We start from the raw sequence: 19,528 nt of genomic DNA, 5'->3' as shown, positions 1-19,528 counted from the left end.
TATATGACCCCCTTGCGAAGGAGAGGACGTTGGCCGAGGGAATCGCCGTCTCCGTGCACGACACCGCCCCCGTCTGGCGCGGCGACACCGCGGGTGACGCGCTGCGCCGTTCCGTCGACCTGGCCCGGGCCGTCGAGTCCCTGGGCTACCGGCGCTACTGGGTGGCCGAGCACCACAACACGCCCGCGCTCGCGACCTCCAGCCCGGCCGTGCTCGCGGGCTCCATCCTCGCGGCGACCTCCACGATCCGGGTCGGCTCGGGCGCGGTGCTGCTGCCCAGCCACTCGCCGTACGTGGTGGCCGAGCAGTTCGGCGTGCTGGCCGGGCTCTACCCGGGACGGGTCGACCTCGGCCTCGGCCGCGCGCCCGGCGGCTCGGGGGAGGCCGCGGCCCGCCTGGGCGACCCGCGCCGGCTCGACTTCGGCGACGCGCTGCTCGAGCTGAACGAGTACTTCGCCGGCGGCAGCGGCGGCGTGCGCGCGATCCCCGAGCCGGACACCCCGCCCGAGATCTGGCTGGTCGGGTCGAGCGCCTCCAGCGCCGCGAACGCCGGCCGGCTTGGCCTGCCGTATGTGTACGCGCACGCGATCGTGGGCGGCGGGGCGCCGGAGGCGCTGGAGGCGTACCGGCAGGCGTTCCGGCCGTCGGCGGCCCTGGCCGAGCCGCACGCCTGCGTGGCCGTGATCGCGGTCGCGGCCGACAGCGACGAGCGCGCGCACCGGCTCGCCGCCTCCTTCGTGTACGGCCAGATCCTGATGCGCACGGTCGACCCGGCCACCGTCCTGCCCACGGAGGAGGAGACGGCCGCGCACGTCTTCACCCCCGCGGAGGAGCGGTTCCTGCGCGAGAAGATCGACCCCCAGTTCGTCGGCAGCGCCGAGCGTATCGCCCCCCGGCTCGGGGACCTCCTGCGCCGCACCCGCGCCGACGAACTGTTCGTGCTCACGCAGGTGCCCGACCACCAGGCCCGGATCCGCTCCTACGAGCTGATCGCCAAGATTGTCTCGTCTCTGTAGTCGCCTGACAGCCGCGTCGCCGCCGGTTCAGTCCCGCTTTAGAACCGGCCACCACTGTGTGTACGGGCCGGAGATCCCTTCCGGCCGTTAGCGACGTGGCGAGGAATGAGACGAGTATGGGTGCTGCCAGGAGGCCCGGAATCACCAGGAGGCCCGGAACCACCAGGAGGCGCGGAACCACCGCCCCCGCCGTGACGGCGGGGGCCGCCATGCTGGTGCTGGCTCTCGCCGCCGGCTGCTCCTCCGATGCGGCGGCCCCCGCCGCCGGAGGCGCGGCGGGCGGCGGCGGGGCGGGTGCCGCGTCCCCTCGCAGCGGGGGGACCCTGCGGCTGGCGGTGGAGAAGGAACCGGAGTGCCTGGACCCCCACCAGAGCCCGACCGAGTCGGCCCGGCTGCTGACCCGGCCGCTCGTGGACTCGCTGGTCTACCAGGACCCGCACGGCGGCCTGCACCCCTGGCTCGCCCGTGAGTGGACGGTCTCCGACGACCGGCTCACCTACACCTTCCGGCTGCGCGAGGGCGTCACCTTCACCGACGGCCAGAAGTTCGACGCGTCGGCGGTGGTGGCCAACCTCGACCACGTGGTCGACCCGAAGACCAAGTCGCTGCTCGCCGGCAGCCTGATCGCGGCGTACGAGTCGGCGAAGGTCATCGATCCGCTGACGGTCGAGGCGAGGCTGAAGCGGCCCGACTCCGGGTTCCTGTCCGCGCTCGCCCAGCCCAACCTCGGGATCGAGTCCCCCGCCACGCTGAAGGGACCGGCCTCGAAGCTGTGCGCCGTCGTCGTCGGCACCGGGCCGTTCAAAAGCGACGGCGGGTTCACCCCGCAGAAGGGCATCGACTACGTCAGGAACCCGGCGTACGCGTGGGCGCCCGAGGGGGCGGCCCGCGGCGGTCCCACGCTGCTGGACCGCATCGAGGTCACGGTCGTGCCGGACAACTCGGCCCGCCTTGGGGCGCTCACCAGCGGCCAGGTCGACGCGGTCACGGGCCTCGCGCCGGCCGGCATCGGCACGCTGAAGAACACGCCCGGCTTCGCCCTGCACACGACCCGGTTCCCCGGCGCCAACTACAGCTACTGGCCGAACACGGCGAAGGGCCCGCTGAGCGACGTGAACGTGCGCAAGGCCCTGCGGGCCGGCATCGACTGGCGGCGGATCGTGAAGAACGTCTACTTCGGCGTGTACGACGGCGCCGACGGGCCGCTGTCGGCCAGCACCCCGGGCTACGACCACTCGGTCGCCGCCGCGTACGGCTACGACCCGGCCGAGGCGAACCGGCTGCTCGACCAGGCCGGATGGACGCAGCGGGACGCGCAGGGCTACCGGACGAAGGACGGCAAGAGGCTGGCCCTGCGCCACATGTGGTCGGACCCGTCGGTCAGCAACCTCGCGGTGCAGATCCAGGCCGCGGCCAAGCAGCTCGGCGTCGAGCTCGTCGAGGAGAACCTCGACGGCGGCACCTTCGTCAACCGCCTGCTGTCCGGCGACTACGAGCTGATCGACACCAGCTTCTCCTCGCCCGGGCCCGACGTGCTGCGGGTGCTGTTCGGCGCCGACAACATCCCTACGCCCAAGCGCGGGATCAGCAACAACATGGCCAGGTACGACAACCCCGAGGCGGAGGCCGCGTTCAAGCGGGCGCTCGGCGCCAAGGACCAGGCCGAGCAGTTCGGCGTCTACGCCGAGGTGCAGCGGCGAATCACCGAGGACGCGGCCGTCCTGCCGATCTACTCGCCGCTGTCCACCCTGGCGGCGCGCGAGGGCGTCCGCGACGTGCGGTTCAACGTCGACGGCACCCCCGACCTGTCCGGCATATGGCTGGCGTCCTGAAGACGTCCCCGGCCGGGGCGGCGGCGCGGAACGGCCGCCGCTCCGGCCAGGGCCGGGAGACGCTCGTGCGCCTCGTGCTGGTGCGCCTGGCCGCTTCGGCCGGAGTGCTCTGGGGCGCGGTGACGGTGACGTTCGTGCTGCTGCAGGTCATGCCGGGCAGCACCGCCGACGTCCTGCTCGCGCGCTCCTCGGTGGGCCCCGAGGTGCGGGCCGGGATCATCGCGGAGTACGGACTCGACGACCCGCTCCCGGTGCAGTACCTCACCTACCTCGGCCGGATCGTCCGCGGAGAGCTCGGCGAGTCGTACGTGCTGCGCAGGCCGGTGTGGGACGAGATCGCCGCCCAGTTTCCCGGCACGCTGCTGCTGGTGGCGACCACCCTGCTGGCCACGGTCGTCGCGTCGGTGGTGCTCGGGGTGGTGAGCGCCAACCGCCGGGCGTGGGTGCGCTCGCTGTTCGCGTCGGCCGAGTCGCTGGTCGTGGCCCTGCCCCCGTTCTGGCTCGGGCTGCTGCTGCTGACCGTCTTCTCCTTCACGCTGCACTGGTTCCCCGCCATCGGGTCCTCCTCGCCGGCCGGGCTGGTCCTGCCGACCGCCGCCCTGGCCGCCGGGCCCGCGGCCGTGGTGGCCGGCGTGCTGCGGGAGGGGCTGCTGCGCGCGATGGACGAGCCGTTCGTGGTGACCGCACGCGCCCGGGGCATCGGTGAGGCGGCCCTGCGCCTGCGCCACGTGCTGCGCCACGCCCTGCTTCCCGTCACCACGCTGCTCGGGTGGATCGCCGGCTCGCTGATCGGCGGCGCGGTGATCATCGAGATCGTCTTCTCCCGGCAGGGCATCGGGCGGCTGGCGCTGTCGGCCGTGACGAACAAGGACATGCCCATGGTCATCGCGGTCGTCCTGGTGACGGCGGTCGCTTTCGTGCTGGTGACCATCGCGGTCGACATCCTCACGTGGGTGATCGACCCCCGGACGCGGGACGCGGGAAGGTAGCGGATGCCCAGGAGCCTGTGGCCGTGGACGGCCGTGCTGGTGGTGCTGGCCGTCATGGCGGCGGTGCCGTCGCTGTTCACCGGGATCGACCCGGACGCGGCGGACCTGAACGCCCTACTGCACCCGCCTAGTGCCGGGCACTGGCTCGGCACCGACCAGAACGGCCGCGACCTGTACGCCCGGATCGTGTACGGCGCCCGGCCGTCCCTGCTCATCGGGACCGGCGCGGTCCTGCTGGCGCTCGCCGCGGGCGTCGTGATCGGGGTCGCCGCCGCCCAGCTCGGCCGCGTCGCCGACCAGGTGCTCAGCCGGTCGCTCGACGTGGTCCTGTCCGTCCCCGGCCTGCTGCTGGTGTTCCTCGTCGTGGCCGTGCTCGGGCCCGGGAGCGGCACCGCCGCCGTCGGGCTCGCCGTGGTCTCCATGCCGGGCTTCGCCCGGGTGGCGCGCAGCGAGGTGATCCGCCTGCGGTCGGCCCAGTACGTCGAGGCCGCCCACGGGTTCGGCTGGTCGCGGGCCCAGGTGGTGGCCCGCCACGTGCTCCCCAACGCGGCGGGCCCGGTCCTGGCGCTCGCCACCGTGAGCCTCGGCGCGATGATCGTCGCGAGCTCCTCGCTGAGCTTCGTGGGCCTCGGCCCGCGGCCGCCGACGGCCGAGTGGGGGGCCATGCTCTCCGACAGCCGCGAGTTCCTCGCGCTCGCCTGGTGGCCCGCCGTGTTCCCCGGGGTGGCCATCACGGTGGCGGTGCTGGCCGTCACGTTCGTCGGGCAGCACCTCAACCGCCGCGTCGAGGGGAGGCTCTCGTGACGCCGGCCGGCCGCGGCCCCCTCGTCGCCGTACGGGACCTCACGGTGCGCTTCCCCACCCGCCACGGGGTGGTGGAGGCGGTGCGGGGCGTGTCGTTCCGCGTCGAGCGCGGGCAGGTCGTCGCGATCGTCGGCGAGTCGGGCTCGGGCAAGAGCGTCACGGCCCGCGGCCTCGTCGGCCTCACGGGGGAGGGCGCGCGGGTCGGCGCGGCCGAGTTGACGTTCGACGGCGTCGACCTCCGCCAGGTGCGGGGACGGGCCTGGCGCGCGCTGCGCGGGCGCCGGGTGGGGTTCGTCCTGCAGGACGCGCTGGGCTCGCTCGACCCGCTGCGCCGCGTGGGCGCGGAGGTCGCCGAGCCGCTGCGCGCCCACCGGATCGTGCCGGGACGGCAGGTGGACGCCGAGGTCGTGCGGCTGCTCGGCGAGGCGGGGATCCCCGCCCCCGAGAGCCGCGCGCGGCAGTACCCCCACCAGCTCTCCGGAGGGCTGCGCCAGCGCGCGCTCATCGCCTCCGCGCTCGCCGCGCGGCCCGACCTGCTCATCGCGGACGAGCCGACGACGGCCCTGGACGCGACCGTGCAGCGTCAGGTGCTCGCGCTGCTGCGCGAGCGCGTGGACGACGGCACCGCGGTGCTGCTCATCAGCCACGACCTCGGCGTAGTCGCCGAGATCGCCGACCACGTGTACGTGATGAAGGACGGGCGGTTCGTCGAGGACGGTCCGGCGGCCGCGGTGCTGGAGTCGCCGTCGCACCCGTACACGAAGACGCTCGTGGGCGCGGTCGCCTGGCATGGACGCGCGGCCCGGCCGGGACGGGCGAGCCCCGCCGGGCCGGAGGACGTGGGGCCGGGGAACGCGGGGACGGCCCGCGAGGTGCTGCGGGCCGAGGGCCTGGTCAAGCGCTACACCCTGCCGGGGCGCGGCGAGTTCACCGCCGTGGAGGACGTGTCGGTCACGGTCAGGGCCGGGGAAACCCTCGGCGTCGTCGGCGAGTCCGGCTCGGGCAAGACCACCCTCGGCCGGCTGCTCATGGGCCTGCTGGAACCGGACGCCGGGCGCGTGCTGCTCGACGGGCGGCCCTGGGACGGGCTGCGCGGCCCGGCGCGGCGCGCGGCGCGGCGCGGGGTGCAGATGATCTACCAGCACCCGCTGTCGTCATTCGACCCCCGCTACACCGCGCGGCAGATCCTGGAGGAGCCGCTGCGGGCGGACCGTGCGCCGCGCGAGGAGCGCGACCGGCGGGTGGCGCTGCTGCTGGAACACGTCGGACTCGCCCCGGACGTACTCGACCGGCGCGCCCGGGAGTTGTCCGGGGGGCAGCGGCAGCGCCTCGCCATCGCCCGCGCGCTCGCCCCCGGACCGCAGGTCATCGTCTGCGACGAACCGGTCTCCGCGCTCGACGCGTCCATCCAGGCGCAAGTCCTCGACGTGCTCGCCGACGTCCAGGAGCGGCTCGGCGTGGCGTACGTGTTCGTGTCCCACGATCTCGCCGTCATCCGCCGGCTGAGCCACCGGGTGATGGTGATGAAAGACGGCCGGGTGGTGGAGAGCGGCGAAATGGAAAAGGTATTCGACCATCCCGAGCATCCGTACACGAAAGCGCTCATCGACGCCGTTCCCCGCTTTGCGTCGCGTTTCCGTCGCGTTTCAAGGGGGGCGGGCGTGACCGGCGCATAAGCCATTCTGAAGCTCTGCTTAATTCGTCTTGTTCCTGAATTCCCCGCCTGCTTAACATCGCGGCGTCGCTCGCCAACGAATGACGTCCCGCACCTCTCTCGCCGAAGGAAAAGGGAAATGACGGAAGCTCCGCCGTACCCGCAGAAGCGCACCTGTCCCTACGAGCCGCCCGCCGGCTACCGCGAGATCGGAGAGCGTGGACCGGTGCTCAAGGTGACCCTCTTCGACGGGCGCGAGGCGTGGATGGTGACGGGGTACCGGGAGTCCCGGGAGATCCTCACTCACCCGAACCTGTCCTCGCAGCGCACCCATCCCGGGTTCCCCATCGTGGCGCCCCGGTTCCGCTCGCAGATCGCCCGCACGCTGGCGCTCATCGCGATGGACCCGCCCGTCCACGACGTTTACCGCCGGTACCTCAACCCCCACTTCAGCCTCAAGTCGGTCCGCCGGATGCGGCCGGAGATCGAGCGGATCGTCGCGGGATTCGTCGACCGGATCGTCGAGCACGGCCCGCCGGCCGACCTGGTGCCGCTGCTCGCGGTGCCGCTGCCGTCCCTGGTCATCTGCCGCCACCTCGGCGTGCCGTACGAGGACCACGACTTCTTCCAGGACGCCAGCGGAAAGGTGATGCTCGGCACCGAGGAGGAGTCGGCGACGGCGGCGCAGGACCTGTTCGACTACATCGACCGGCTGGTGGCCGAGCAGATCAAGGACCCGTCCGACGGGCTGCTCGGCACGCTGGTCCGCGAGCGCGTCGTCACCGGCGACATCGGCCACGACGAGCTGGTGTCGATCGCGCTGGTGCTGCTCATCGCCGCGCACGAGACCACCTCCTCCTCGCTGGCGCTGGGCGTCATCACGCTGCTGGAGCACCCCGAGCAGCTCGCGCTGCTGCGCGAGGACCCCGACCGCCTGCCGGGCGCGGTCGAGGAGCTGCTGCGCTACATCGCCACCACCGACCTCGTCGCCACCCGGGTCGCCAAGGGCGACATCGAGATCGCCGGTCACCTCATCCGTGAGGGGGAGGGCGTGCTCGTCTCCGGGACGCTGGCCAACCGCGACGCGGCCGTGCACCAGCGCGCCGACGAGCTCGACGTCCTGCGCGAGGACAGCCACCACCTCACGTTCGGCTTCGGCATCCACCAGTGCCTCGGCCAGAACCTCGCCCGGATGGAGCTGGAGGTCGCGTTCAAGGAGCTGTTCACCCGGATCCCCGGGATCCGGCTGGCCGCCCCGGTCGGCGAGCTGCCCATCCTCGGCGCGGGGACCGTGCAGCGGGTGCTCCAGCTCCCGGTCGCGTGGTGACGGCCGTGTGGGTGTCGGCCGACCAGGAGCGCTGCATCAGCGGCGGCCGCTGCATGGCCGCCACATCCGAGGTCTTCGACCAGGACGAGGACGGCCTGGTCGTGGTCCTCACCCCGCAGGTCGCGCCGGAGCTGGAGGACCGGGTCCGTAAGGCGGCCTACCTCTGCCCGTCGCGGGCGATCCGGATCGGCGACGGCCCCTCCGAGGGCTGATCCCATCTGCTGGGCCCCGCCGGGGTCCATGGCTCACGCACAACCTAAACAGGCGGACGAAAATGACAGAAACGGCACAGCAAGCCTCTCCTCTCCCCTCGCTGACCGGAATGAGATTCGTCGCGGCGTTCCTCGTGTTCGTCTGCCACGCCTGCGTGCTGGGTTACTTCCACCCGGACGTCGCGGCCTCGCTCCAGACGTACGCCTTCACGTCCGGCTGGCTCGGCGTGGAGTTCTTCTTCGTGCTGAGCGGCTTCGTGCTGACCTGGTCGGTCCGGGAGGGCGAGCCGCGCACCCGCCTGTGGCGGCGGCGGCTCGTCAAGGTCTACCCCAACCACGTCGTCACCTGGCTCGCCGCCCTCGGGCTCGCCCTCTGGGCCGGCCAGTCCGTCGACCTCCTGACGGCGCTGCCGAGCCTGCTGCTCGTGCACACCTGGCTGCCCCGGGCCGAATTCATCCTTTCGATCAACGTGGTCACCTGGTCGCTCGCCTGCGACGTGCTGTTCTACCTGGCGTTCCCGTTTCTGTACCGGCTGGTCCGGCGGATCCCGGCCGCGCGGCTGTGGCCGGCGGCCGGCGTGGTCGCCGTGGTGATCGCCGTGCTGCCCGCGATCGCCCTCGCCGTCCTGCCGGGGACGCCGAAGCTGCCCGGCCAGGAGATGTCGCTCACCCAGAACTGGTTCCTCGTGTCGTTCCCGCCGACCCGGGCGCTGGACTTCGTCCTCGGCATCCTCATGGCCAGGATCGTGGTCACCGGCCGGTGGATCCGGCTGGGCTGGGCGCCCGCGCTGGCGATCCTCGCCGCCGCCTTCGGCCTGCAGATGTTCCTGTGGCCGACCGTCTACGGGCTCACCGCGCCCGTCGCGCTGCCGATCGCCCTGCTGATCGCCGCGGTCGCCGTCGCCGACCACCGGGGCCGCTTCAGCCCGTTCCGCTCCCGGCCCCTGGTCTGGCTCGGCGGCATCTCGTACGCCTCCTATCTGGTCCACTTCCTGGTCCTGACGTACTCCCACGTCGCGCTCGGGGCCGGCCGGACGTGGGACGCCCCGTCCGCCCTGTTCTTCGTCACGGCCCTGTTCGGGGTCACGACGCTGCTGGCCTGGGGGCTGACGCGGTTCGTCGAGGAGCCGGCGATGCGGGCCTGGGCCGGCGCGAGGCCCGTCGGCGGGCACGGGGCCGCGCCGCTGCCGGGGACCCGCTCGCCCGAGCCCACCGCCTGACCCGGACACACCCTCACGCCCTTGAAGCACCGTAATGCCCTCGAGACGGAAGGAACCGAGGTATCCCACGTGAACGCTCCGTCGACCACAGCGAACGAGGACCTGTTCGCCTACCCGCAGGACCGGGCCTGCCCCTGGCAGCCGTCCCCGGGCTACCAGGACCTGGGGCGGCAGGGGCCGCTCCACCGGGTCCGGCTCTGGGACGGCAGGTGGATCTGGATGGTCACCGGCCACAGCCAGGCCCGCCGGCTGCTGGCCGACCCGCGCATGTCGGCCGACCGGTCCCGCGACGACTTCCCCTCCGTCCTGCCCCGGCTGGACGCGCCCATCTTCAAGCCCATCGCGATCATCGGGTTCGACCCGCCCGTCCACGACGTGCACCGCCGGCTGCTCGCCCCGGACTTCAGCCTCAAGCAGGTGCGCGCCATGCGCCCGCACGTGGAGGACCTCGCCCGGCGGCTGGTGGCGGACATGCTCCGGGAGGGGCCGCCGGTGGACCTCGTCGAGGCGTACGCGCTGCCCATCCCTTCGATGGTGATCTCCGAGCTGCTCGGCGTGCCGTACGACGACCATGAGTTCTTCGAGGCGAAGACGGTGGGGCTGCTGCAGGCCAAGTCGGCCGAGGACGCCGAGAGGGCGGGCCGGGAGCTGTGGGACTACCTCGACGGCCTGATCACGCGCAAGGAGCACGAGCCCGGCGGCGCCGGCGTGCTGAGCCGCCTCGCGAGCGAGGTCGACGAGGACGGCGACCTCACCCGCGAGGACCTGCTCCGCATCGCGCTCGCGCTCCTCATCGGCGGGCACGACACGACCTCCCAGATGATCGCGCTGGGCGTCGTCACGCTGCTGGAGCACCCCGACCAGCTCGCCGCGCTCCGGGCGGACCCGGGCGTCCTGCCCGCCGCCGTCGACGAACTGCTGCGCCTGGTCTCCATCACCGACGTCTCCGGCGTCCGGGTGGCGACCGAGGACATCGAGATCGACGGTGAGGTGATCCGGGCCGGGGAGGGCGTCCTGGTTTCGTCCTCGATGACCAACCGCGACTCCGGCGTCTTCCCCCGGCCGTACGAGTTCGACGTCCATCGGACCCGCGGCGGGAACGCGGCGTCGGGCCGCCAGCACCTGACGTTCGGGTTCGGCATCCACCAGTGCCTGGGGCAGAACCTCGCCCGCATGGAGCTGGAGGTCGCCTTCTCCATCCTGTTCGAGGGGATCCCGGACCTGCGGCTCGGCGTCCCGCTGGAGGCGCTGCCCACGCGCAGCGGCGGCACGATGCAGGGCGTCCACACCATGCCGATCGAGTGGTGAGCCCCGGCAGGGGCGAGAGAGGAGAAGCGATGAAGGTGACCGCCGACCGGAGCCGCTGCATGGCCGCCGGGCACTGCGCGATCAGCGCGCCGGACGTCTTCGACCACGGCGAGGACGGGCTGGTGGTGGTGCTGGACGCCGAGCCGGGGGAGGAGCGGCGCCGGGAGGTGGAGGTGGCGGAGGACCTGTGCCCGTCCCGCGCCATCGCCATCCTCCGCTCCGGCGCGGTCGGGGGCCCGGCGGAGGCGGGCGCCCCCGACACCGTCGGCTGACCCATGCGGGCGGGGGGCGGCGCCCGGGACGATCTCCCGCGGCGCCGCCCCTCCGGCTCGCCGGGCTCGGCGAGTCTCCGGTGATTCCCGCCGCGTGCGCGCCCCCGATTCCGGCGGTGACGCGGCGGCGGAACGCGTCAGAGATCGACGAAACGCATGCTCTGCTCGTTCCAGCGGGTTCCGTGCACCTCGTCCGCCGGCACGGCGGCCTCGACCGCCGCCAGTTCGGCCCGGGTCAGGGTCAGGAACACCGCGTCGACGTTCTCCTCCAGATGGGCCCGCCGCTTCGCGCCGGGGATCGGGACGACGTCGTCGCCCTGGTGGTGCAGCCAGGCCAGCGCGAGCTGGGCCGGGGTGATCCGCAGCTCCTCGGCGAGCTTGCCCAGGCGGTCGGCGAGGGGCAGGTTGCGGGGGAGGTTCTCCGCCGAGAACCGGGGCAGGCCGAAGCTCCGGAAGTCGCCGTCGTCCAACTGGTCCCGGGAGCGGACGGTGCCGGTGAGGAAGCCCCGGCCGAGCGGCGCGTACGGCACCACGGCGATCCCGAGTTCCCGGCACACGGGGAGGACGCGCCGCTCGATGTCCCTGGACAACAGCGACCACTCCGTCTGCAGCGCGGCGATCGGGGCCACGGAGCTGGCGCGCCTGATGGTCTCCGGCGCCGCCTCGCACACCCCTATCTCGCGCACCTTCCCCGCGGCCACGAGTTCCGCCATCGCGCCGACCGTCTCCTCGACGCCGACCTCGGTGTCGATCCGGGTCAGGTAGAGCAGGTCGACGTGGTCGAGGCCGAGCCGCCGCAGGGAGTCGTCGCACGCCCGCCGCACGTACGGCGCATCCCCCCGCACCCCCGAGCCGACGCCGGGGCCGGGGCGCACGACGCCGAACTTGGTCGCCACCACCGCTGACTCGCGGCGCCCGGCGACGGCGCGGCCGACCAGTTCCTCGTTGGCGCCGTGGCCGTACACGTCGGCGGTGTCGAGCAGGGTGGCGCCGAGGTCGAGGGCGCGCTGGATGGTCGCGATCGCCTCGGCCTCCGAGACGGGACCGTAGAACTCGGACATGCCGAGACAGCCGAGTCCCTGGGCGCCGACCGTCAGGGAGCCGATTCTGCGGGCGGGCAGCCGGGTCAGAGTCATGGCGTCCCTCCGCTACCGGTAGACCACGATCGCGGACTCGTACGCGTCGTGGGCGTCCTTGACCAGCGGGCGGAACCAGCGGACGCCCACGGCCCCCCGCAGCGGCCCGGCGACGACGACGGCCGGGAAGTGCGCGGCCTCGCCCGCCGTCAGCCGCGCGTCGTCCACCAGGCCGCCGGAGCGGATGACGTTGCCGTCCCGCAGCCGGATCTCCTCGCCGAAGTACGCGATGAAGTGGCCGTCGTGCTCCTGCTTGTAGAGCATGCGGCCCGCGCCGGTCGTCTCGCCGAGCGGTTCGCCGTCCGGGCCGAAGATCTCCAGCCTGACCGTGGCGAAGTCCTTCTCGGTCGGGGTCGTCCCGGTGGGGTCGGCGTTGTTGGAGTGGTACTCCACGACCCTCTCGGTGAGGTCGCGCAGGATGAGCGACCGGCCGGGCCGGGCGAGGGCCCCCACCCGGTCCGAGGTGGTCTCCGGCGGCGCGGCCAGGAACGGCAGCAGGAAGGAGCTCACCGCTTCGTGCACCGGCGCGATCCGGTCGGACAGCGCGCGCAGATCCATATTCGCCTCCCGAGGCGGAAACAACGTGTTCCGACACTAAAAGGAGGCGCTCAAGCGGCCCTAAAAGCGGGTCGCGTATTCCTGCCCGGCCGTATTCCGCTGAATCGCCAGCGCGAGTTCCATGCGCGAGCTGACCCCGGTCTTGCGGTAAATGCGGGTCAGATGGACGTCGACCGTTCGCATGCTTATCGTAAGCCGGTCGGCGATGTCCCGCCGTTTCATCCCCGAGCAGATGAGCAGCGCGATTTCGCGTTCCCGGTGGGTTAGGCGGCCGAACACCTCCAGCCGCCCGAATACCTCCTGCCGCGCCCCGGGGTGGGGGGCGGGGGCCGCGGCCGGCCGGCCGGTCCGCCGGCCCAGCCAGTCGAGCAGGGTCACCGCCTCCGACCGCCGCGCGATCTCGGCGGCGAGCCCTACCATGTGGGCCGCCTGCTCGGCGCGGCCCTGCTCGCCGAGCGCCCGCGCCGCCTGTCCCAGGGCGTAGCTCTGCTCCACCGGCATGCCGACCGAGGCGAACAGGTCGGCCGCCTCGCGGTAACACCGCACCGCCTCGCCCGGCGACCCCTGCACGCGAAGCAGGTGGCCGCGGGTCATGGCGGCGTACGCCAGGTTGGGGGGCACGGGCACGGCACGGGCGTGCTCCTGGGCCCGGCGTGCCCAGTCGTCCAGGGGTATGCCCGCGTCCAGCCCGGCGGCGCAGAGCGTCTCCCAGATCGTGAGGCGGCTGCCCGACGGGATCACCTGCATGTCGGCGCCCCGGCCCTCGTTGAGCAGGAGCGTGACGCAGTGAGTCGGGTCGCCGTCCAGCCAGGCGCACTTGGCGAGCGTCAGCGCCGCGATCGAGGCGCTGCCGTTCACGTGCGCGCCGGTCAGCGCCTGCTGCGCCAGCGCCTGCTGGGCGAGCGACTTGGCCCGCCCGCTGCCCGGAGGCTGCATCCACACCTCGGCGGCGGACTTCAGGGCGACCGCCTGGGCGTGCCGCAGCGGGTTGCCCGCATCTGACTCGACGATGGCCGCGTCGGCCGCGTCCCTGGCCTGCCTGAGCCGGCCGAGGTGGCGCTCGGTCTCGCTGAGCAGCACCAGGACCGTCGGCAGCAGGAACGGCCGCTGGCGCCGCCGGGCGATCTCCACGCCGCGCCCGACCTGCCGCTGGGCGTCGGCGTTGCGGCCGAGGTAAATGTAGGCGAGCCCGGCCAGCAGCAGGCACTCGATGTGGCGCGCCATCAGGTGCTCGGGGGTGCGGTCCAGCGACTCGGCGGCGGCGTCGGCCTCTGCCAGGGCCCGATCCACGTCCCCGGCGGCGACCGACGCCAGCGCCCCGAGCCCGAGCAGCCCCGCGGCGACCGGGTCGTCGCCCGCGGCCCGCGCCGCGCGCAGCGCGGGCTCCGTCTCGGCCCGGCTGGCCGTACGGCCCAGCATCGACACGCGGAAGCCGCGCGCTAAGACCAGGCGGGGCCAGACGGGGGAGCCGCGCAGGTCGGGTCGCCCGAGGAGGTCGCCGAGCAGGTCGAGCGTCTGCACGTCCTGACTGAGCACGCCCTCGACCACCGAGACGAACGCGACCTGCTCCGCCAGCGCCGCCGGGTCCACGGCCGCGCCCGACTCGTGCACCACGAACAGCAGGTCGCGGCTCTCGGGCATCCGTCCCAGGCGGCCGAAGGCCGTGCTGAGCGCCAGCCGGGCGCGCACTCCGATCTCCGTTGAGACAGGCGCCTCGCCGAGCACCGGCGTGAGCCAGGAGACGCACTCGCTGACGTCGGTCTCCATGATCTCCTGGGACGCGTCCACGATCTGCGCCAGCTCGCTCGCCCGGGCCCGCGACAGGGAGCTGACCAGGTGGAAGCCGATCTGGGTGCCGGCCTGCCCGCGGGCGGACAGCCGGTGTAGCGCCCGCTGGTGGGCCAGCGCGGCCCAGCAGGGGTCGATCACCTGGCGCAGCAGCGTGCCGAAGACCTCGTCCCTGATGGAGAAGAGCGTCCCGATGGGCTCCACCCGCACCAGGTCCCGGCGGACGAGGCGGCGCAGCGCGGCGGAGGCCACCAGCGGGTCGAGTTCGGCGACCTCGGCGAGCAGGTCCGCGTCGAACCGCGAGCGCAGGATCGCCGCGGCGTGCAGCGCGTACCGCTCGGTGAGCGTCAGGTCGCGCACCTCGCTCATCACGGCGAACTCGTACGGCGCGAGCGCGCCGTCGCCGCGGGCGCTGTGCTCCAGCGCCTGCAGCGCCCGGAGGTTGAACGGGTTGCCGCCGCTGCGGTGGCGAAGCTCGTACGGCGCGGGGACGGGCGACATGGCGAGCATCTGCTCGTCGTCGAGCGGCCCCAGTTCGATCCGCACGGTGCGTCCGAAGGCCGCGGTGACGGACACCGCCTCGGCCAGGCGGTCGGGGGTCTGGCGGGGGCGCAGCGAGACGATCACGTCGACCAGCGGCGCGGGGTCGCCCCCGGCGATGCCCACCAGTTCGCCGATCGTCTGGTCGTCGGCGAGGTGGGCGTCCTCGATGACCACGAGCTCGCGGTCGGGCCGGTGGCGCCGGCGGGCGAGGCCGATCACGGGGCGGTCGCCCCCCTCGCGTTCGCCGGCCCGGCGCGCGCGCCACAGCAGCTTCCTGACGGCGTTCATCGCCCGCTCCCGGTCGCCCGAGGAGCATCGGTAGACGGTAGCGGGAAGGGCGGTCCACTGCCGTTCCCGGGCGAGCGCCGATAACAGGTGGGTCTTCCCGGACCCCGGCTCCCCGAGGACGGCGATGAGACGCCCCTCGGAGCCGGGCTCCTGGGTCAGGGACCGCAGCAGGTCGAACTCGGCCGTGCGCACCACCCTGGTCGACACGGTGTCGGTCAGTCTGTCTTCGTACACGCTCATTGTCTGTGACGACCCCAGGCACTTGATGACCGAAAAGAGCTTTCCGGCCCTTAATCGCGCTTCTTTCTCGCATCTGGGCCGAAACTTCCAGCGGTAGCAGAGGGCGGAGGTTCGGGCACCGGTCTTCGTCGATCCGGCTGTGCGGGATGGGATTCCTCCTTACTCTACATTACATACCGGATTGATTGGTTTTTTGACCTGTGTTACGAAGGGTCAGGTGCGACCATGTGGAGAGTCAGTCCCGCGTGGTGATGCCCTCCAGCAACAGTTCGAGGAAGCGGGCGCTGCCGTCCCGGTCGGGGGTGGCCTGCTCGCGCACCCAAGCGGCGCCGCTGAGGAGGTCGAACAGCTCGTCGGGGGTCAGGTCGGGCCGCACCCTGCCGGCCGCCTGGGCGGCGCGCAGCAGGTCCGCGCCGCTGCGGTGCATCGCGCTGCACATCGTGTGGGAGGGCGTGCCCTCGTCGTACATGCTCTGCGCGAGGATGCCCACCAGGCCGCGGAAGGTGCTGAAGTGGACCACCGCCTCACGCATCCAGGCGATCAGCGCGTCGAGCGGGTCCGGCCCGGCGGTCAGCCGCTCCGCGTGGGCGACGAGGTTCTCCAGGCCGTCCCGGGTCGCGGCCTCCACGAGCGAGGCCCGCGTGGGGAAGTGCCGGTACAGCGTGCCGATCGCCACGCCGGCCTGGCTCGCGATGTCCTCCAGAGAGGCGTCGGCCCCGGCGCTCTCGAACGCCTTGCGGGCCGCGGCCAGGATCGCGTCGTAGTTGCGCCGGCCGTCGGCCCGCTTGGGGCGCTGGGCGATGTAGGGCTTGCCGTCCACCGGTACCTCCCGCTTGACATCCTGAGGTTGCCTCAGCTTAAATCCTCTCACCTAACCTGAGACGACCTCAGTATAAATGCGCCCACTAACCTGAGGTCGCCTCGCTCTGATGTCCCTGTCAGCGGACCGTGGAGGTTCCATGACCACCGAAAGCGTCTCCGGCGACGTCTCGGCCGGCGTGTCGCGGGCCGACCGCGCCTGGGCCCTCGTGCTCGCGGCGATCGTCGGGGCGGAGTTCATGCTGCAGCTCGACGGCACGATCGTGAACGTCGCGCTCCCGACCCTCCAGTCCGACCTCCATCTGTCGGTGGCCGGGGGATCGTGGGTGCCGAACGGCTTCTTCCTCGCCTTCGGCGGCCTCCTGCTGTTCGCCGGCCGCCTCGGCGACGTGCTCGGGCACCGCAGGGTCTTCCTCTCCGGGATCGGGCTGGTCGTGGTGGCCTCCCTGATCGCCGGGCTCGCGCCGAACCTGGAGGTGCTGCTCGCCGGCCGCGTCCTGCAGGGCGCCGGCGCGGCGATCGCCGGTCCCACCGGGCTGGCGCTGCTGGCGATCGTCTTCCAGGGGGAGCGGCAGCAGCGAGCCTTCGGCCTCTACTCCACGGTGACCGGGCTCGGCGCCTCCGCCGGCATGGTGCTCGGCGGCGTGCTCACGTGGGCGGGGGACTGGCGCTGGAGCCTGCTGGTGAACGTGCCCATCGGCCTGGTCATCATCGCGGTCGCCGCCCGGGCACTCGGCCTGCGGGACGAGGCGACCCGGTCGCGCCCGCTCGGCCTGCCCAGCGCGCTGCTCAGCACGGCCACCCTCGCCGCCGCCGTGTACGGCCTCGTCCACGCCGCGGAGAAGGGCTGGGGCGACCGCTGGACGCTGACCGCCCTCGGCGCCGCCGTCGTGCTGGCCGTGGTTCTCCTGCTGGTGGACCGGCGGGCCGCCGAGCCGCTGCTGCCCCTGGCCGTCTTCGCCGGCCGCGAGCGGGCCGGCGCCTTCCTCGTCCTGCTGCTGCTCGCGGCCGTGCTCACAAGCTTCCTGATCTACCTGGTCCAGTACCTCCAGGGCGTGCTGCGCCTCAACGCACTGCAGAGCGGCCTGGCCATCCTGCCCTTCGGCCTGGCGCTGCTCGTCAGCACCCAGATCCTCACCAAGTACATCGCCACGATCGGTCTCAAGACGCGTGCCGTGGTCGGCCTACTCGTGGTGCTGGCCGGGGTGGCCTGGCTGACCCGTCTCGACGGCGGCAGCACCTACGCCGGCGGTGTGCTCCCGGCCCTCATCGTCATGGGGCTCGGCGTCGGCGTGGCGATCATTCCGTTCAACATGATCGTCCTGACCACCGCGCCGCAGGAGTACGCCGGCGTCACCGCAGGGGTGCTGCAGACGGCGCTCACGATCGGCGGCTCGCTCGGCCTGGCCGCGATGCTGATCCCGCTCACGCAGGGCACGGGTGGTCTCGCCGAGACCATCTCGTCGGTGTTCTTCTGGGCCTGCGGCGCCCTGGTGATCGCCCTGCTCGTCGCGCTGGTCTTCTGGTACCGCCCCGGGGCGCGGGGGGCTACACCCGCCGCCCGAGGCTGACGCGGCCGTTCGCTCCGCGTCCCATGGCGAGGGGCGAGCCGTCCGCAGCCGGCTCGCCCCTCGTGTCGTTTCCCCGCGTCGTGTCCGTGTCGTGGCCCGCAGCCCGCGCGGGGCCGGGGACCCCAGCCGGCCGCCGGGCCGTGCATGGCCGCCCGGGGCCGCCCTGCTCATCCGGCGATGGCGAGGTCGGCGTCGGCGGAGAGGATCGCGAACTGGAGCCGGCGCATGGTCACGCGGGGGTCGAGCCCCAGCTCCTCCCTCAGCACCTGCCGGGCCGACTGGAAGACCTCCAGCGCCTCCGCCCGCCGCCCGGAGCGGTAGAGCGCCAGCATGAGCTGCTCGCGCAGGTTCTCGTTCAGCGGGTACTGCTCGACCCACCGCGACAGGTCGCCGATCACCTCTCGATGCCGCCCGAGCCGCAGCGAGCACATCGCGATCGCCTCCAGGCACTCCAGCCGGACCTCCTCGGCCCAGCGGGCGAACGCGCCGACGATGAGCCCGTTGTCGATCCCGGCGAGCACGGGTCCGCGGAACAGGGCAGCGGCGGCGGCGAAGAACTCCAGCGCCCGCTCCGGGTCGCGGTCCGCCTTGTCCCGGCCCGCGGCGTGCAGACCCTGCATGCGGAACACGTCCACCGACGCGCGGTCCGTGTCCAGCAGGTAGCCCTGGGCGTGCGTCCGGATGGCGGCCCCGTCCACCGCGGGCTGTACGTAGTTCTTGCGCAGATGCGAGATGTACACGTGCAGAGCGGCGCGAGCGCGCTTCGGGGGCTCGTTCCCCCACAGCTCGTCGAGCAGCTCGTCGGTCGACACCGGCTGGTTCGCCCGGATCAGCAGCGCGGCCAGCAGCGTCTCGACCTTGGGCGCGCTGATCGTGTGCGTCTCCTCGTCCACCAGGCGTAGTGGCCCGAGCAATTCGTATCTCATTCGTCCCCCCGCGCACGGCTGCCTGAGGTGCTCCTGGAAATCGGCGCATATCACCGCGATGACGACGATTCTTGCGATCGCTCACGCCCCTGACATCAGCGGAAGTGCGTACGGCGCGCATTTCGGGGTGCGTATTGCGCGAGGAAGCGGGGTGACGTGCCGGTGCATCCCGGGGGCGTTGCCGCGCGGAGCGGGAAGGAGTGAGCCGTCGTCGTCCGGCGCTCTTCGACGCCGCCATGGCCGTAGACGGTGCGCAACTGATACCGATGGCGCTGGACACCGCCGCGGTACGGGCACGCGGCGATGTGCACCCCGTCCTGCGCGGCCTGGTCCCTCCCCCGGTGCGCCGCGCGGTCGCCGCCGAGTCGGCCGCGGTCTCGATGCCGTTCGCCGAGCGGTTGGCGGGCCTGGGCACTCGCCGGCCGGCGGTGTCCGAACTGGTGCGCAACGTGGTGGCCAGGGTGCTGGGCCGCGCCGACAGCGGTGCGATCCTCGACGACCAGGATCTCCTGGACATGGGATTCGACTCGGTCACCACGGTCCACCTGCGCAATCAGCTGAACGCCGCGACCGGGCGCGTCTCGAAGAGATCGCAGAAGCCGGGGAGCGGAAGGAACCTCAGGACGAAGGGTGATCGGTGAGGGCACTCGGCGTGGACGTTCGTGTCCCGTGGAGATAGCCCGACCTCTGGGTGACACACTGAGTGACAACGCGTCTGGACGTGTGCGGATGCTGACGGACCGCTAGGGACTGTTTCCCCAGCTCAGGGCCGCTTTAGTGCAGTCCAGGCCGACTTGTTGTTTTGCCTGGGGGTCAAGGGTCGCAGGTTCAAATCCTGTCGTCCCGACCGCGTTTTCGCAGGTCGGAGCCACAGTATCCAAGATCGGATGCTGTGGCTTTTCTCTTGTGTGTCATCATAGGCCGCCCTCCCACTGGGTGCCGTCGGGCGACACATGTCTGTCCAGCGTGTCACCGCATTCGCCCGTTCTAGAGGTGGTCGTGCGGGCCGTGTTCAAACGGACTAT

17 protein-coding genes are annotated in these 19,528 nt (G+C 72.6%); 12 read left to right on the top strand and 5 right to left on the bottom strand.

Translation table 11 applies throughout. From position 1 onward, the window contains the following. Positions 1 to 29 precede the first annotated feature (29 nt). From N5079_RS30680 to N5079_RS30635, 10 genes are all read left to right on the top strand, one after another. Positions 30 to 1,016 carry an LLM class flavin-dependent oxidoreductase gene (locus tag N5079_RS30680; RefSeq protein ID WP_261587660.1) on the top strand — a complete coding sequence of 329 codons (987 nt, stop codon included), beginning with the start codon at positions 30 to 32 and terminating at the stop codon, positions 1,014 to 1,016. A 116-nt stretch (positions 1,017 to 1,132) separates the two neighbouring features. Continuing rightward, complete coding sequence (locus N5079_RS30675; RefSeq protein ID WP_261587659.1) at positions 1,133 to 2,848, top strand: ABC transporter substrate-binding protein; 1,716 nt, start codon at positions 1,133 to 1,135, stop codon at positions 2,846 to 2,848. Beyond that, positions 2,833 to 3,837 carry an ABC transporter permease gene (locus tag N5079_RS30670; RefSeq protein WP_261587658.1) on the top strand — a complete coding sequence of 335 codons (1,005 nt, stop codon included), beginning with the start codon at positions 2,833 to 2,835 and terminating at the stop codon, positions 3,835 to 3,837. The genes N5079_RS30675 and N5079_RS30670 overlap by 16 nt, the downstream gene beginning before the upstream one ends. Positions 3,838 to 3,840: 3 nt before the next feature. Then, complete coding sequence (locus tag N5079_RS30665) at positions 3,841 to 4,641, top strand: ABC transporter permease (RefSeq protein WP_261587657.1); 801 nt, start codon at positions 3,841 to 3,843, stop codon at positions 4,639 to 4,641. After that, entirely contained in the window at positions 4,638 to 6,317 is a 1,680-nt protein-coding gene (locus tag N5079_RS30660; protein WP_261587656.1) for a dipeptide ABC transporter ATP-binding protein, read from the top strand. The genes N5079_RS30665 and N5079_RS30660 overlap by 4 nt, the downstream gene beginning before the upstream one ends. Before the next feature lie 117 nt (positions 6,318 to 6,434). Further along, entirely contained in the window at positions 6,435 to 7,622 is a 1,188-nt protein-coding gene (locus N5079_RS30655) for a cytochrome P450 (RefSeq protein WP_261587655.1), read from the top strand. Continuing rightward, complete coding sequence (locus N5079_RS30650; protein WP_261587654.1) at positions 7,619 to 7,834, top strand: ferredoxin; 216 nt, start codon at positions 7,619 to 7,621, stop codon at positions 7,832 to 7,834. The genes N5079_RS30655 and N5079_RS30650 overlap by 4 nt, the downstream gene beginning before the upstream one ends. Before the next feature lie 110 nt (positions 7,835 to 7,944). Then, a complete protein-coding gene (locus N5079_RS30645; protein ID WP_410007846.1) occupies positions 7,945 to 9,054 on the top strand; it encodes an acyltransferase family protein in 1,110 nt (369 codons plus the stop codon). 69 nt (positions 9,055 to 9,123) lie between these two features. Beyond that, positions 9,124 to 10,362, top strand: a complete 1,239-nt coding sequence (locus tag N5079_RS30640; RefSeq protein WP_261587652.1) for a cytochrome P450 — start codon at positions 9,124 to 9,126, stop codon at positions 10,360 to 10,362. 29 nt (positions 10,363 to 10,391) lie between these two features. Beyond that, positions 10,392 to 10,634 carry a ferredoxin gene (locus N5079_RS30635; RefSeq protein ID WP_261587651.1) on the top strand — a complete coding sequence of 81 codons (243 nt, stop codon included), beginning with the start codon at positions 10,392 to 10,394 and terminating at the stop codon, positions 10,632 to 10,634. Positions 10,635 to 10,771: 137 nt separating this feature from the next. Here N5079_RS30635 and N5079_RS30630 read toward each other — a convergent pair whose 3' ends face one another. The 4 genes from N5079_RS30630 to N5079_RS30615 all read right to left on the bottom strand — a co-directional run bounded on the left by N5079_RS30630 (position 10,772) and on the right by N5079_RS30615 (position 16,007). Next, positions 10,772 to 11,770, bottom strand: a complete 999-nt coding sequence (locus N5079_RS30630; RefSeq protein WP_261587650.1) for an aldo/keto reductase — start codon at positions 11,768 to 11,770, stop codon at positions 10,772 to 10,774. 12 nt (positions 11,771 to 11,782) lie between these two features. Beyond that, positions 11,783 to 12,328 carry an allene oxide cyclase barrel-like domain-containing protein gene (locus tag N5079_RS30625; RefSeq protein ID WP_261587649.1) on the bottom strand — a complete coding sequence of 182 codons (546 nt, stop codon included), beginning with the start codon at positions 12,326 to 12,328 and terminating at the stop codon, positions 11,783 to 11,785. A 60-nt stretch (positions 12,329 to 12,388) separates the two neighbouring features. After that, complete coding sequence (locus N5079_RS30620) at positions 12,389 to 15,181, bottom strand: helix-turn-helix transcriptional regulator (protein ID WP_261587648.1); 2,793 nt, start codon at positions 15,179 to 15,181, stop codon at positions 12,389 to 12,391. A 241-nt stretch (positions 15,182 to 15,422) separates the two neighbouring features. Continuing rightward, complete coding sequence (locus N5079_RS30615; protein WP_261587647.1) at positions 15,423 to 16,007, bottom strand: TetR/AcrR family transcriptional regulator; 585 nt, start codon at positions 16,005 to 16,007, stop codon at positions 15,423 to 15,425. Between the two features lie 139 nt (positions 16,008 to 16,146). On the opposite strand from N5079_RS30615, the gene N5079_RS30610 reads away from it, so the two are divergent. Further along, entirely contained in the window at positions 16,147 to 17,577 is a 1,431-nt protein-coding gene (locus N5079_RS30610; protein ID WP_261587646.1) for an MFS transporter, read from the top strand. Between the two features lie 167 nt (positions 17,578 to 17,744). Here the strand turns inward: N5079_RS30610 and N5079_RS30605 are convergent, their stop codons facing one another. After that, a complete protein-coding gene (locus N5079_RS30605; RefSeq protein WP_261587645.1) occupies positions 17,745 to 18,503 on the bottom strand; it encodes an AfsR/SARP family transcriptional regulator in 759 nt (252 codons plus the stop codon). A 200-nt stretch (positions 18,504 to 18,703) separates the two neighbouring features. Between N5079_RS30605 and N5079_RS30600 the strand changes: the two genes are divergently transcribed. Next, positions 18,704 to 19,144, top strand: coding sequence for an acyl carrier protein (locus tag N5079_RS30600; RefSeq protein ID WP_261587644.1), 441 nt, complete (start codon positions 18,704 to 18,706; stop codon positions 19,142 to 19,144). The last annotated feature ends 384 nt before the right edge of the window (positions 19,145 to 19,528 follow it).

Origin of the sequence: Planotetraspora sp. A-T 1434 (assembly GCF_025420585.1) — a bacterium.
Lineage (GTDB): Bacteria > Actinomycetota > Actinomycetes > Streptosporangiales > Streptosporangiaceae > JAOEGB01.
The sequence above is the reverse complement of the archived record's forward strand: the minus strand, read 5'-3'. Positions and strand labels throughout refer to the sequence as shown.

What these genes read in the sequence shown, in the direction of transcription:
- N5079_RS30645 (WP_410007846.1), top strand. Translation starts at nt 7,945, where the DNA reads ATGAGATTCGTCGCGGCGTTCCTCGTGTTCGTCTGCCACGCCTGCGTG.
- N5079_RS30670 (WP_261587658.1), top strand. Translation starts at nt 2,833, where the DNA reads ATGGCTGGCGTCCTGAAGACGTCCCCGGCCGGGGCGGCGGCGCGGAAC.
- N5079_RS30630 (WP_261587650.1), bottom strand. Translation starts at nt 11,770, where the DNA reads ATGACTCTGACCCGGCTGCCCGCCCGCAGAATCGGCTCCCTGACGGTC.
- N5079_RS30605 (WP_261587645.1), bottom strand. Translation starts at nt 18,503, where the DNA reads ATGAGATACGAATTGCTCGGGCCACTACGCCTGGTGGACGAGGAGACG.
- N5079_RS30655 (WP_261587655.1), top strand. Translation starts at nt 6,435, where the DNA reads ATGACGGAAGCTCCGCCGTACCCGCAGAAGCGCACCTGTCCCTACGAG.
- N5079_RS30665 (WP_261587657.1), top strand. Translation starts at nt 3,841, where the DNA reads ATGCCCAGGAGCCTGTGGCCGTGGACGGCCGTGCTGGTGGTGCTGGCC.
- N5079_RS30610 (WP_261587646.1), top strand. Translation starts at nt 16,147, where the DNA reads ATGACCACCGAAAGCGTCTCCGGCGACGTCTCGGCCGGCGTGTCGCGG.
- N5079_RS30625 (WP_261587649.1), bottom strand. Translation starts at nt 12,328, where the DNA reads ATGGATCTGCGCGCGCTGTCCGACCGGATCGCGCCGGTGCACGAAGCG.
- N5079_RS30675 (WP_261587659.1), top strand. Translation starts at nt 1,133, where the DNA reads ATGGGTGCTGCCAGGAGGCCCGGAATCACCAGGAGGCCCGGAACCACC.
- N5079_RS30635 (WP_261587651.1), top strand. Translation starts at nt 10,392, where the DNA reads ATGAAGGTGACCGCCGACCGGAGCCGCTGCATGGCCGCCGGGCACTGC.